This is a genomic window from Nonomuraea sp. NPDC005983, assembly GCF_040614375.1.
In the GTDB taxonomy this organism is placed as follows: Bacteria; Actinomycetota; Actinomycetes; order Streptosporangiales; family Streptosporangiaceae; genus Nonomuraea.
Genome location: NZ_JBEXUP010000212.1, coordinates 1 through 11,731 on the forward strand (window position 1 = coordinate 1; position 11,731 = coordinate 11,731).

Genomic DNA, 11,731 nt, shown 5'->3' on the forward strand with positions numbered 1-11,731 from the left:
GCCCAGAGCGCGCCCGCCGGTTCGGCCAGCGCCACCACGACCCGGTCCCGCTCGCCGACGCGCGCCGCGCGCAGCGCCGAGCGCGTGAGCTCCGCCGCGACCGCGCGGTCCTCGGGGCCCATCGGGAAGACGCTGGCGGCGTCGGGGGAGACGAGCAGCAGCCCGGCGGCCGAGCCGCCGACCGCGCCCAGATCGTCACGGGTCAGCCAGCGAGCCATCACGCCGTCACCTCGGTCATGAACAGCTTCATCGACTCGCACACCCGCTCGTGCGCCAGGCCGCCCACCTGCGCCTGGATGATCAGATCCGTGGCGCCCGCCTCCGCGATGCGCGCGAGCGCCTTGCGGGAGCCCTCCACGTCGTCCACCACGACCATCAGGTGCTCGCGCAGCGTGGCCATCGACTCCTCCGGCGGCAGCCCGGCCGCCAGCTGGCCGAGCACCCGGTGGGTGGCGTGGCGGGCGTCGTAGTAGTCGGGCGGGGTGACCAGGTTGACCTGGCGGCGGATGTACCACAGGACGGCGTCGGCGGCCGTCGCGGTGGCCTCGTCCCTGGTGGGGGCGACGTACCAGGGGATCATCAGCGCGATCCGCCTGGTGGCCGGGTCGAAGCCGCTGGCCGCCAGGCAGTCGCGGTACTGGGCGATGTCGGCCGCCACGTCGTCGATGCCCTTCAGCATGGTCATGCCGAGCAGGTTGTAACCGTGCCTGGCGGCGGCCAGGTAGCCCTCCAGGGACGTGGAGGCCACCCAGACCGGCGGGTGCGGCTCCTGCACCGGACGCGGGTAGACCGCCACGTCCGGGATCTCGAAGAACTCGTTGGAGCGGCTGATCGGCTCGCCGTCGGCCTCCCAGATGGCGAGCGTGGCCTCCAGGGAGTCCTCCCAGATCTGCCGCGACTTCTCGAACGGTCGCTGGAAGGCCTGGTACTCCAGCGGGGACGCGCCCCTGCCGGTGCCGAACTCCACCCGTCCGCCGCTGAGGACGTCGAGCGTGGCGATGCGCTCGGCCGTCCTGATCGGGGACTGGAACGGCAGGAGCACCACGCCGAGCCCCAGGTGGATGCGCTCGGTGCGCTGGGAGATGGCGGCGAGCACCAGGTCGGGAGCGGAGGAGTGGGAGAAGCCGCGGGTGAAGTGGTGCTCGACGAACCAGGCCGTGTCGAAGCCCAGCCTGTCGCCGAGCACCACCTGGTCGATCACGTTCTGGAACGCCTGTCGTTCGACCTCGCGGGTTCGCCCGCGAACCTCCAGCTCGTATCCCAGGCTGATCCGTAGGGACGTCATCGCGCCTCCGGCAAGTTGATGAACCAAGCGCTCGCTTGGGAGAGCGTATCAGCGCCCAGGTCTTGCGGGAAGGGCGCGTACGCGATCAGAGTGGATGCTCGTGAGGCGAAAGCACGCGCCGCGGCGGCCGAAAGATGGCACGCTCCCTGCTATGGGGGACGACGAACTCTCGCCCACCAGCGCACGCCGGTACGAGGCGCTCGGGCGGGTGATGGCCGCGCTGGCGACCGAGGCCGAGTTCATCGAGACCTGCCGCGACCTGACCTGGTGGTGCGGCGCCGACCAGTCCTGGCACATCGAGTGGCGCGACGGGCCCTACGCCTCCGAGGTCGCGGCCCTCCTCGTCGAGCAGGCGGGCGAGCCCGACCGCTCCCTCGCCACCCCCGTCGGGCCCGGTGGCAGCGCCTCGGCCGTCCTCGACGTCATGGGGGTCCGCTTCGAACTGCGCGCCATCGACCCCATGGGCAGGGCGCGGGTACGCGCGCGCCCCGGTTTCTGGCGGCTCGCCGAGGCCCTCGACACCACCCGCCGCACCAACGCCCGCCAGCCCTGGGAGGAACTGCTGGGCGGCTAGGCGCTCTGGTACTGTTACCGCCGCATGTCGCTGACGACCTAGGAGGTGAGACCCATTACCGCTGTAGCAGGCTGGGTGCTCTCACCTGAGGTCTCCTCGACATAGGGGCCGTGGGGGCGCCCGACGGCATCCCGAAAGGCTTCCCCGTGTCGATCTCCCCCTCTTCGCTCTCCCCGTCCGCCATCGTCGCCAGGCTCCGGGCCGCCGGCTGCGTCTTCGCCGAGGACGAGGCGCGGCTGCTCCTGTCCACGGCGCAGACCTCCGACGACCTCGCCGCCATGGTGGAACGGCGTGTCGCCGGCCTGCCCCTCGAACACGTCCTCGGCTGGGCGCAGTTCTGCGGGCTGCGCATCGCCGTGGACCCCGGGGTCTTCGTCCCCCGCCGCCGCACCGAGTTCCTCGTCCAACGGGCCGCCGCCCTGGCCGGTGAGCCGACTGGGGCGGTGGTCGTCGATCTGTGCTGCGGCTCGGGGGCGCTGGGTGTCGCGCTGGCCGCCTCCCTGGGGCGGGTCGAGCTGCACGCCGCCGACATCGACCCGGCCGCGGTGCGGTGCGCCCGCCGCAACCTCGCCGACGTCGGTGGCCACGCCCACGAGGGCGACCTGTACGAGCCGTTGCCCGCCACGCTGCTGGGCCGCGTCGACGTCCTGCTCGCCAACGTGCCCTACGTGCCCACCGGGGAGGTCGGCCTGCTGCCGCCGGAGGCCCGCGTCCACGAGGCGCTGGTGGCGCTCGACGGCGGCGCGGACGGGCTCGACGTCCTGCGCCGGGTGACCGCCGAAGCGTCCCGATGGCTGGCGCCCGGCGGCCACCTGCTGTTCGAGACCAGTGAGCGCCAGGTGTCGCAGGCCGTCGAGATCGTCACCGGCGACGGCCTGACCGCGACGGTCGCGACCTCCGACGAGCTGTACGCCACGGTCGTCATCGGAACCAGACCCGCCACCTGAGCGCGCGGGGCCTTGGAGGGGGACGGTTCAGCCGGCCCCCTCCAGCGCGGCTCCCTCCAGCACGGTCGCGGCCAGGCGGGCGCGGTGCGCCTGGGGCGGGCCGAACAGCTGCGCGTCCGAGCCGGCCCGCTTGAGGTAGCGGTGTGCCGGGTGCTCCCACGTCACTCCGATCCCACCGTGCACCTGGATGTTCTCGCCGGACGCCGTCAGGTACGCCTCCGTGCAGTACGAGCCCGCGACCGCCGCGTGCGCCGCCGAGCGGTGCGCCGCCAGGGCCGCCGACCTGGCCGACTCCACGAGCAGCAGGACGTCCGCCAGCTTGTGCTTGATCGCCTGGAACGACCCGATCGGGCGGCCGAACTGGCGCCGCTGCTTGGCGTGCTCGGTGGCCATCTCCAGGCACCGCTGCGCCCCGCCCACCTGCTCGGCCGCCAGGGCGGCGACGCCGAGGTCGCGCACCCGTTCCCAGCCCCGCCCGTCGCCGGCCCGCCGCACCGGGACGCCGTCGAAGACCAGCTCCGCCAGCGGCCTGCTCTCGTCCACCGTCCGGTACGGGACGTGCCCCGACGGCGCCGCCTCCACCAGTCGGCCCTCGACGTAGACGAGCACCACCTCGCCCTCCAGCGCGTACGGCACCCGCCCGGTGAGCCGTCCCGACTCCAGCCGCAGCTCACCGTCGCCGGGCAGCACCACGGTCGCGGTCACCGCCCCCTCGGCCAGCGCGGGCAGCAGCCGGGACATGGCCGCTTCGTCCCCGCCCGCCTTGACCGCCTCGACGGCCAGCACGGCCGTCTGCAGGTAGGGGTGCGGCGACAGGGCCCTGCCCAGTTCCTCGGCCACCACCCCCGTTTCGGCCGGGCCGCATCCCGCTCCGCCGTACCGCTCGGGGACGGCCAGCCCGGCGACCCCCAGCTCCCGGGCGAACGCCTGCCACGGCGCGCCGGGCCGGTCGGCGAGATAAGCGCGGACAACGGCGCGTAATTCCTCGGTGTGATCCACCGCCATAGCTTAACCAAGCGATTGTTCAACTTAAATATGGTTAACCGGAATTTGCCTTTTCTGTAGGGCCACATAATCTGGGCATGGCCATCTCCAGAGGTTCACGGGGGATGGATGACCTGGGATGGAGATGGACGAGACCGCAATCGAATATGCCGACTTCGCCGAATACGACCGGCGACAGCGCGGCATAGAACGTCATGTGCTGGTGGCCTTTGTAGGAGGACTGGTCGTCGGCCTCGCAGGCATGCTCATCTCCGGCAAGGGCCCGGGCTGGCTCGGGCAGCTTTACGACCCCTACGCCTATCTGGCGCTGGCGGTGGCCGTGGGAGTGAGCGCGTCGGGCTTCGGCTGGGCGCTGCTGACCACGTTCCTGGCGGCCGTGTCGACGCTGGTCGCGGCCATGGGCGGCAGCGCGCTGCGCGGCGACCTGGCCTTCGACGTCGTCGGCGGCAGCGCCGCCGGGCTGAACTGGACGCTCGCCATGCTGGTCGGCCTCGGCCTGCTCGGGAACGTGACCCGCAGGGCGGACCGCTGGGGAGACCTCGCGGCAGGGGCCGTCGGAGCCGCGCTGCTGGTGGACGTGATCGACCGCGCGACGCCCGGCTTCATCGACACCGAGCGGGCGTTCTGGCCGGGCCCCGCCATGGTGGTCGGCGCCCTCTCGCTCGCCACGGTGATCGCGTTGCGCCGCGACACCCGCGGCCGGGCCCGCGCGCTCTTCCTGTCGATCGGCTGTGCGAGCCTGTTCGCCGTCGGCCTGGCGGCTGTGCTGGCCGGATGGCTCCCCGTCAAGGGATAACGCCGCGCGACAGGTCGCCCCGAGTCGATAGCCTGTAATCCTCACATCCGGGCTCGAGCAAGGAGTAGCCGTGTTGCTGCGCATGTCGTCGTTGTTTCTTCGCACCCTGCGGGACGACCCGGCAGACGCGGAAGTGCCGAGCCACAAGCTCCTGGTCCGCGCCGGTTACGTCCGGCGGGTCGCGCCCGGCATCTACTCGTGGCTGCCCCTCGGCAAGCTGGTGCTGGAGAACGTCGCCCGCATCGTCCGCGAGGAGATGAACCGGATGGGCGGCCAGGAGGTGCTCTTCCCCGCCCTGCTGCCCCGCGAGTACTACGAGGCCACCGGCCGCTGGACGGAGTACGGCGACCTGCTCTTCCGCCTCCACGACCGCAAGGGCGTCGACTACCTCCTCGGCCCCACGCACGAGGAGCTCTTCACCGACATGGTCAAGGGCGAGTACTCCTCGTACAAGGACTACCCGGTCACGCTCTACCAGATCCAGACCAAGTACCGCGACGAGGCCAGGCCCAGGGCGGGCATCCTGCGCGGGCGCGAGTTCGTCATGAAGGACTCCTACTCCTTCGACCTCGACGACGACGGCCTCAAGCACTCCTACGAGCAGCACCGCGACACCTACATCCGCACCTTCGACCGGCTCGGCGTCAACTACAAGATCGTGTTCGCCACGTCGGGTGCGATGGGCGGCTCGGCCTCGGAGGAGTTCCTCGCGCCGACCCCCACCGGCGAGGACACCTTCGTCGCCTGCCACTCCTGCGGCTACGCGGCCAACGCCGAGGCCGTCACCACCACGGCGCCCGCCGTCCGCTCCCTCGACGGCCTGGAGCCGCAGAAGGTCCTCGACACCCCCGGCACGCCCACCATCGAGACCCTGGTGTCGTACGTCAACGAGCACCACGGGCTGTCGATCACCGCCGCCGACACGCTCAAGAACGTCGTCGTCAAGGTCGTCACCCCCGGGTCCGACAAGGTCGAGACGCTGGTCATCGGCGTGCCCGGCGACCGCGAGGTCGACTTCAAGCGCCTGGAGGCGGCGCTCGCCCCCGGCGAGCCCGCCATCTTCGAGGCCGAAGACTTCGCCAAGCACCCCGGCCTGGTGCGCGGCTACATCGGCCCGCAGGTCCTGCGCGACCTCGGCATCCGCTACCTGGTCGACCCCCGCGTCGTCACCGGCACCTCCTGGGTCACGGGCGCCAACGAGCCGGGCAGGCACGCCGCCAACGTGGTGGCCGGGCGCGACTTCGTCCCCGACGGCACGATCGAGGCCGCCGAGGTGCGCGCCGGAGACCCCTGCCCCCGCTGCGGCTCCCCGCTGTCGATCGACCGCGGCATCGAGATCGGCCACATCTTCCAGCTCGGCCGCAAGTACGCCGACGCCGCCGGGCTCGACGCGCTCGGCCCCGACGGCAAGCCGATCCGCATCACGATGGGCTCGTACGGCATCGGCGTGTCACGTGCCGTGGCGGTCATCGCCGAGCAGCTGCACGACCAGCTCGGCCTGGTGTGGCCGCGCGAGGTGGCCCCCGCCGACGTGCACATCGTCGGCACCGGCAAGGAGAACCAGATCGAGGTGGCCCTGGAACTGGCCGGCGAGCTGGAGTCGCGCGGCCTCCGCGTCCTGGTCGACGACCGCGCGGGAGTGTCGCCGGGCGTCAAGTTCAAGGACGCCGAGCTCCTGGGCCTGCCCACCATCCTCGTCATCGGCCGCGGCCTGGCCTCGGGCGTCGTGGAGCTGCGCGACAGGGTGTCGGGCTCCAAGGAGGAGATCCCGCTCGCCGAGGCCGCCGACCGCATCGTCGCCGCCTGCTCCTAGCCACACGGGCCTGTACGGCGGGGCGCCCGCCGTACAGGCCCGTCGAGCCGTGTGGCGTCAGTCCACGGCCGCGGGCAGCGCGATCCTGGCGGCGCAGCAGCGCGGGGCCGACCCGGCAGGCGCCACAGCCTGGACATATATCCCGTCGCGGACAAGAAGATTGACGCCAACGCGGTAACGTGCAGGGTGCCCGTCACGCTCCTCCTGCCCTCCCCCGACTCGAACTCGATCACCGTCGGCGTCTCACCCCTCGCCGAGCTCTGCGCCAGCCTGCACGCGCTCGACGAGCCAGGTCACCACCCCGCCGCGGCGCGCTGGGTGGCCAGGGCACACACGGGCGTCGACGAGGACCTCCTGGCCAGGGCGACCGCGTGGGCACCGCTGTGGAGCGCCTTCCGGGCCCGGTACCTGCTGCCGCTGTCGCCTGGGCGAGCCAGGTCGCTCGCCGGCGAGCTGGCCGAGATCGAGGCGCTGCCGATCGACGACTTCACGGCGATGACCCTGCAGGCGCTCATCGGCAAGAACGGCGCCGGGATCGGCGAGAACGTGCTGCAGCGGCTGAGGCTGATCTCCTCCAGCAGAGTGGAGCTGGGCACCCGGTTGTACGACGACCCGCAGGGCTTCAGGCGGGAACTGACCGCCTTCCTGGAGGCGTTCGCCGCCGCGGCGTTCGACGCGGAGTGGCCCGCGCTGCGTGCGGCCCTCGCGGCCGAGGCCGCGGTCCGCGAACGGGCGCTCGACCAGCGCGGCGCGATGGTGATCGCCGACTTCCCCGCGGCCAGGGCCGTCGACCGGCGCCGGATCGTCCTGGACAAGCTCTACAACGCCACCGCCCGCATCGACGCCGACCGGCCGTGCCTGCTCGTGCCCACCCTGCACGGACGGCCGCATCTGGTCGTCAAGCACTATCCGGGCTACCCCGTCGTCATCCAGTACGGCGTGGGCACCTCGGCCGGGCCGTCACTGGAGACCGCGCGGCACCGCCTGGCCGTGCTGCAGGACCCGACCAGGCTCAAGCTCTGCTACGCCATCCTGCGCAACCCGGTGGCCACGGCCGAACTCGCCACCCAGCTCGGCCTGACCGCGCCACAGGTGTCCAGGCACCTGCGCAAGCTCAGGGAGGCCCAGCTGGTGCACGTCCATCGGCGGGGATCGGTGGTCTACTACCAGCTCGACGCCGAGGCGATCGAGCGGCTCGGCTCCGACCTGCTGGCGGTGCTCTACCGCTGATCGTCAGGCGCCCCCGGGCATCCCGGGGAACGCCGTGGTGATCTTGGGCTGGAAGGCGTACGACCTCCCGGCCGACTCCTGCATGGCCAGGGCCGCGTACTTGCGCAGGGTCAGATCCTGGGCCGCGGCCAGTTCCAGGTAGGCGGCGGTGACACCGGTCTCCACGTGGACCGCCAGGGTGATCGCCTGGCTCGCCGTGGAGGGGATCAGCGGGAGGGCGTAGGAGGCGGCGGGCTCCGCGGGCCTGGCGCCGCGCGAGGTGAGCAGGGTGCGGAGCTGGTCGCGGCGGGCCCGGTGGGCGTCGAACGCGGTGGTGACCCTGGCGCGGAGCGCACCCGTGGTGCGGGCGCCGATCAGCCCGTACGCGAACACCGCCGCGTGCTCGGCGGACAGCGCCTTGCCGAGCTTCTCGACGTCGCCGGCGTTTGCGGGCACCCGCGCGGCGTCGGCGCTCACGACGGTGTCTCCCGGCACCCGCGTGGCGTCGGCGCTCACGGCGGCGTCTCCGGGCGTCCGCATGTCGGCGGCGCTCACAGCGACCTCGGCAGGGCCAGGGCGTGGGCCGCCTCGCAGGCGCCGATGCTGGCGATCAGCTGCGCGAGGGCGGGGGAGGCGTCGGCGAGCTGGCGGGTTCTCTGGGCCGCCGACCTGCGCTCGAGGTCGCGGAGTTTGGGGAGGGACATCTTCGGGGTGGCGGTGGGGGTGGGCTGCGAGGGGGCCGGGGTCGTGGGCTTCGCGGAGGACGTCGCCGGGCGGCGGTGCTTGCGGAGTTCGTCCAGGTGGGCCTGGTGACGGTCGCGGAACGGGGCGAGCGTGTCGTGGCCCGCCGCGACCAGCGAGGAGTACAGCGCGACCGTGCGCTCCTTGTCGGCGATCAGCGTGCGCAGCAGGACCTGCTCCGGTTGCTCCGTGACGGGAGAGGGCCGCGGGGCGCCTGAGGTGCTGCAGGCCGTGACCGCCGCGGCGGCCGCTCCGCCCGCCAGCACGGCTCGCCGGGTGAGGGAACGCGGGCGCACGAGCGAGGACCTCCAGTGATACGGAACGCAGATAGCGCAGATAGCATCGTAAGGGCTCGGGCCCGCACAGGCCGTCAGGCGACGCTCGGCGTTCGACCGCGCCGAGTGGCGCTCTTCGCGTGCCTCCGTACAGATAGGGTGTCAACTGTCGTCGCTGGCTGAACGGTCAGGCGGCGGGAGAGCCCGTGGCGAGGTCCGCCCGGCTGAGACATGACAATAGGGGAGGTCGATATGGGCAGCGCATCACCCCGCGACCACCTGATGAAGCTCCTTGAGCCCGTCGTCGGCGCGGAGGGCCTCGATCTGGAGGACGTCACGATCACCCAGGCCGGCAAGCGCCGGTTGCTGCGCGTGATCGTCGACCGCGACGGAGGCGTGAGCCTCGACGACGTGGCCGAGGTGAGCCAGGCCGTGTCCACGGCCCTTGACGAGGACGACGTGATGGGTCAGGCGGCCTACACGCTCGAGGTCTCCTCACCGGGCGTCGACCGCCCGCTGACCGAGCCGCGCCACTGGAGGCGCGCGGCCAGGCGGCTGGTGAAGGCCGAGCTGGAAGACGGCACCGTGGTAGAGGGCCGGGTGCGCTCCGCCGACGACAGCGCCGTCGAGCTCGACGTCGACGGCGCCGTCCGCACACTCGACTATCAGGACCTGACCCGCGGACGGGTACAGGTGGAGTTCCGCCGCTTCGACGACGACACCGACGTCGACGGCGACGAAGGCTAAGGGGGAGCCTCGTGGACATCGACATGAGCGTCCTGCGCAGCCTGGAGCGGGAGAAGGACATCTCCTTCGACCTGGTCGTGAAGGCGATCGAGGATGCGCTGCTGATCGCCTACTTCCGCACTGACGGTGCCGCCCAGAAGGCCCGCGCAGAGCTCGACAGGACCAGCGGTCACGTCATGATCTGGGCGGCCGAGCTCGACGAGGACGGCGAGGTCGTCAGGGAGTACGACGACACCCCGGGCAACTTCAGCCGGATCGCCGCCACCACCGCCAAGCAGGTCATCCTGCAGCAGCTCCGCGACGCCGAGGACGAGATCAACTTCGGCGAGTTCGCCAGCCGCGAGGGCGAGCTGGTCTCCGGTGTCATCCAGCAGGGCAAGGATCCCCGCGTCGTGCTGGTCGATCTCGGCAAGATCGAGGCCGTGCTGCCGCACAACGAGCAGGTGCCCGGCGAGGAGTACGCCCACGGCGAGCGCATCCGCGTCTACGTGGTGCAGGTGAAGAAGGGGCACAAGGGGCCCTCGGTCACGCTGTCGCGTACCCACCCGGGGCTGGTCAAGAAGCTGTTCGCGCTGGAGGTGCCCGAGATCGCCGACGGCACCGTGGAGATCGCCGCGGTGGCGCGTGAGGCGGGTCACCGCACGAAGATCGCGGTCAGGTCCCGCAAGGCCGGCGTCAACGCCAAGGGCGCGTGCATCGGCCCGATGGGCTCGCGGGTCCGCAACGTGATGACAGAACTGCACGGTGAGAAGATCGACATCATCGACTGGTCGGAGGATCCCGCCGAGTTCGTGGGGAATGCCTTGTCGCCGGCGCGTGTTTCCCATGTTGAGGTTCTCGATCTCGAGGGCCGGGTCGCGCGGGTGACCGTGCCCGACTACCAGCTCTCCCTGGCCATCGGCAAGGAAGGGCAGAACGCGCGGCTCGCCGCCAGGCTCACCGGGTGGCGGATCGACATCCGTCCTGACACCCAGGCCGAGGATCCCGCCGGTTCCGTAGATGCGTCGACACGGTAGTCTGGAATATGGTGGCCACGCGGCCCCACAGCGCACCTGTGTGGGCTGCAGGGTTCGCACGGCTAAGTCCGAGCTGCTCCGCCTGGTGCGGGTCGAGGATCAGGTGATCCCTGACCTGCGCGGACGACTCAGCGGGCGCGGTGCATCGCTGCACCCGTCCATGAGCTGTCTGGAGCTTGCCGAGCGTCGCCGAGCGTTTCCGCGCGCGTTCCGCGTGCCGGGGCCGCTTGACGTCTCGCGCGTGCGGGCGCACCTGGAAGAGGAGAACCACATGTCATGTAGGACGCCGAGTTGATGGGCGGAGTCAGATTGCTATGAGCGCCTGATGAGCACGCGGCGATGAAGACGTCAACGTAACGACGGTCCGGACGGCACAGCCAGCCTCCCGGGCCGAGTAAGGGAGTGCAGTGGCGAAGGTCCGGGTATACGAGCTCGCTAAGGAGTTCGGCGTAGAGAGCAAGGTCGTCATGGCCAAGCTCCAGGAGATGGGAGAGTTCGTCCGCTCGGCGTCCTCGACCATCGAGGCGCCGGTGGTCCGCAGGCTCACCGAAGCTCTGGGCGCATCGAAGGGTGGGCCCTCCAGGGGCGGCGGTTCGTCGTCCAAGCCGCAGCCGCCAAGGGCTGCGCCCCGGCCGGCCGAGAGTCAGGCCGGCAACGGCGCCGAAGCGGCGCCGATCCCCCAAGCACCGCGCCCGGGTCCCAAGCCCGGTCCGCGTCCTGGCCCCGTGAGCGCTCCGCGCCCGCAGGTGCCTCAGCAGCAGCCGCCTCAGCAGCCTGAGGCCGCTCGTGGCGAGCCGACCTCGGGGGCTCCGCAGGCCCGTTTCGAGAGCGGCGCGCGTCCCACTCCGGGGCCGCGTCCCGGGCCTGCCGCGCGTCCGGGTCCCAAGCCGGGTCCCGCGCCCCGTCCGGGTGGCGCGCCCTCCGGTGGCGGCACCCCGTCGGCTCCGCGTCCCGGGGCTCCCGCCGGTGGCGGTCCTCGTCCGGGGCCCAAGCCGGGTCCGCGTGGCCCGCGTCCGGGCAACAACCCGTTCTCGTCCAACGCCAGCGGCATGGGGCAGTCCCGGCCGCCGCGTCCCGGTGGCAACCGCGACGGTGGCGGTCCCGGGCAGCGTGAGCGCCGTGACGGCCCGCCGCGCGAGGGGGCTGGGCCGCGTCCGCCGCAGAGTCGTGGCGGCGACGCCCGGCCGGGCACGCCCGGTCCGCGTCCGGGTCCGCCCGGTGCCGCCGGTCCGCGTCCCGGGCCCGGCGCCGGTGGTCCCCGTCCTGGTGGGCCGCGTCCCAACCCGATGATGATGCCGCAGGGCCGTCCTGCCGGTCCCGGTG

Annotated in this window: 13 protein-coding genes and 1 pseudogene; 9 read left to right on the forward strand and 5 right to left on the reverse strand. The window is 72.1% G+C overall.

Annotated elements, in window-relative coordinates:
• Together ABZ297_RS44090 and ABZ297_RS44095 are read right to left on the reverse strand one after the other, a co-directional pair.
• Positions 1-218 (reverse strand): annotated as a pseudogene (locus tag ABZ297_RS44090) (hypothetical protein); the annotation flags it as partial.
• Complete coding sequence (locus tag ABZ297_RS44095; RefSeq protein WP_355359651.1) at positions 218-1,285, reverse strand: LLM class flavin-dependent oxidoreductase; 1,068 nt, start codon at positions 1,283-1,285, stop codon at positions 218-220. The pseudogene ABZ297_RS44090 and the gene ABZ297_RS44095, both read right to left, overlap by 1 nt.
• 151 nt (positions 1,286-1,436) lie before the next feature.
• On the opposite strand from ABZ297_RS44095, the gene ABZ297_RS44100 reads away from it, so the two are divergent.
• Together ABZ297_RS44100 and ABZ297_RS44105 are read left to right on the forward strand one after the other, a co-directional pair.
• On the forward strand, positions 1,437-1,859 hold the full coding sequence (locus tag ABZ297_RS44100; RefSeq protein ID WP_355359654.1) for a hypothetical protein: 423 nt from the start codon (positions 1,437-1,439) through the stop codon (positions 1,857-1,859).
• 146 nt (positions 1,860-2,005) lie between these two features.
• Positions 2,006-2,806, forward strand: coding sequence for a putative protein N(5)-glutamine methyltransferase (locus ABZ297_RS44105; RefSeq protein WP_355359686.1), 801 nt, complete (start codon positions 2,006-2,008; stop codon positions 2,804-2,806).
• Between the two features lie 27 nt (positions 2,807-2,833).
• Here the strand turns inward: ABZ297_RS44105 and ABZ297_RS44110 are convergent, their stop codons facing one another.
• The gene (locus ABZ297_RS44110; protein WP_355359657.1) at positions 2,834-3,811 is read right to left on the reverse strand and encodes an acyl-CoA dehydrogenase family protein; all 978 of its coding nucleotides are present in this window, start codon (positions 3,809-3,811) and stop codon (positions 2,834-2,836) included.
• A 124-nt stretch (positions 3,812-3,935) separates the two neighbouring features.
• Between ABZ297_RS44110 and ABZ297_RS44115 the strand changes: the two genes are divergently transcribed.
• The 3 genes from ABZ297_RS44115 (at position 3,936) to ABZ297_RS44125 (ending at position 7,650) form a co-directional block, all read left to right on the forward strand.
• On the forward strand, positions 3,936-4,607 hold the full coding sequence (locus ABZ297_RS44115; RefSeq protein WP_355359660.1) for a hypothetical protein: 672 nt from the start codon (positions 3,936-3,938) through the stop codon (positions 4,605-4,607).
• 70 nt (positions 4,608-4,677) lie between these two features.
• Complete coding sequence (locus ABZ297_RS44120; protein WP_355359663.1) at positions 4,678-6,420, forward strand: proline--tRNA ligase; 1,743 nt, start codon at positions 4,678-4,680, stop codon at positions 6,418-6,420.
• 186 nt (positions 6,421-6,606) lie between these two features.
• The gene (locus tag ABZ297_RS44125) at positions 6,607-7,650 is read left to right on the forward strand and encodes a DUF5937 family protein (RefSeq protein WP_355359666.1); all 1,044 of its coding nucleotides are present in this window, start codon (positions 6,607-6,609) and stop codon (positions 7,648-7,650) included.
• A gap of 3 nt (positions 7,651-7,653) precedes the next feature.
• Here the strand turns inward: ABZ297_RS44125 and ABZ297_RS44130 are convergent, their stop codons facing one another.
• The gene (locus tag ABZ297_RS44130; RefSeq protein ID WP_355359669.1) at positions 7,654-8,184 is read right to left on the reverse strand and encodes a ferritin-like domain-containing protein; all 531 of its coding nucleotides are present in this window, start codon (positions 8,182-8,184) and stop codon (positions 7,654-7,656) included.
• On the reverse strand, positions 8,181-8,666 hold the full coding sequence (locus ABZ297_RS44135) for a hypothetical protein (protein ID WP_355359671.1): 486 nt from the start codon (positions 8,664-8,666) through the stop codon (positions 8,181-8,183). Before ABZ297_RS44135 ends, ABZ297_RS44130 begins: the two co-directional genes overlap by 4 nt.
• Before the next feature lie 231 nt (positions 8,667-8,897).
• Between ABZ297_RS44135 and rimP the strand changes: the two genes are divergently transcribed.
• The 4 genes from rimP to ABZ297_RS44155 all read left to right on the forward strand — a co-directional run.
• Entirely contained in the window at positions 8,898-9,392 is a 495-nt protein-coding gene (rimP, locus tag ABZ297_RS44140) for a ribosome maturation factor RimP (protein ID WP_355359674.1), read from the forward strand.
• 11 nt (positions 9,393-9,403) lie between these two features.
• The gene (gene nusA / locus ABZ297_RS44145; RefSeq protein ID WP_355359677.1) at positions 9,404-10,408 is read left to right on the forward strand and encodes a transcription termination factor NusA; all 1,005 of its coding nucleotides are present in this window, start codon (positions 9,404-9,406) and stop codon (positions 10,406-10,408) included.
• Entirely contained in the window at positions 10,392-10,703 is a 312-nt protein-coding gene (locus ABZ297_RS44150; RefSeq protein WP_355359680.1) for a YlxR family protein, read from the forward strand. Before nusA ends, ABZ297_RS44150 begins: the two co-directional genes overlap by 17 nt.
• A 112-nt stretch (positions 10,704-10,815) precedes the next feature.
• Positions 10,816-11,731: translation initiation factor IF-2 N-terminal domain-containing protein (locus tag ABZ297_RS44155; RefSeq protein WP_355359683.1), on the forward strand; the 916-nt coding region annotated here is incomplete at its 3' end.

Coding starts and splice junctions, on each gene's coding strand:
- ABZ297_RS44095 (WP_355359651.1), bottom strand. CDS start 1,285: ATGACGTCCCTACGGATCAGCCTGGGATACGAGCTGGAGGTTCGCGGG.
- ABZ297_RS44100 (WP_355359654.1), top strand. CDS start 1,437: ATGGGGGACGACGAACTCTCGCCCACCAGCGCACGCCGGTACGAGGCG.
- ABZ297_RS44110 (WP_355359657.1), bottom strand. CDS start 3,811: ATGGCGGTGGATCACACCGAGGAATTACGCGCCGTTGTCCGCGCTTAT.
- ABZ297_RS44115 (WP_355359660.1), top strand. CDS start 3,936: ATGGACGAGACCGCAATCGAATATGCCGACTTCGCCGAATACGACCGG.
- rimP (WP_355359674.1), top strand. CDS start 8,898: ATGGGCAGCGCATCACCCCGCGACCACCTGATGAAGCTCCTTGAGCCC.
- ABZ297_RS44150 (WP_355359680.1), top strand. CDS start 10,392: ATGCGTCGACACGGTAGTCTGGAATATGGTGGCCACGCGGCCCCACAG.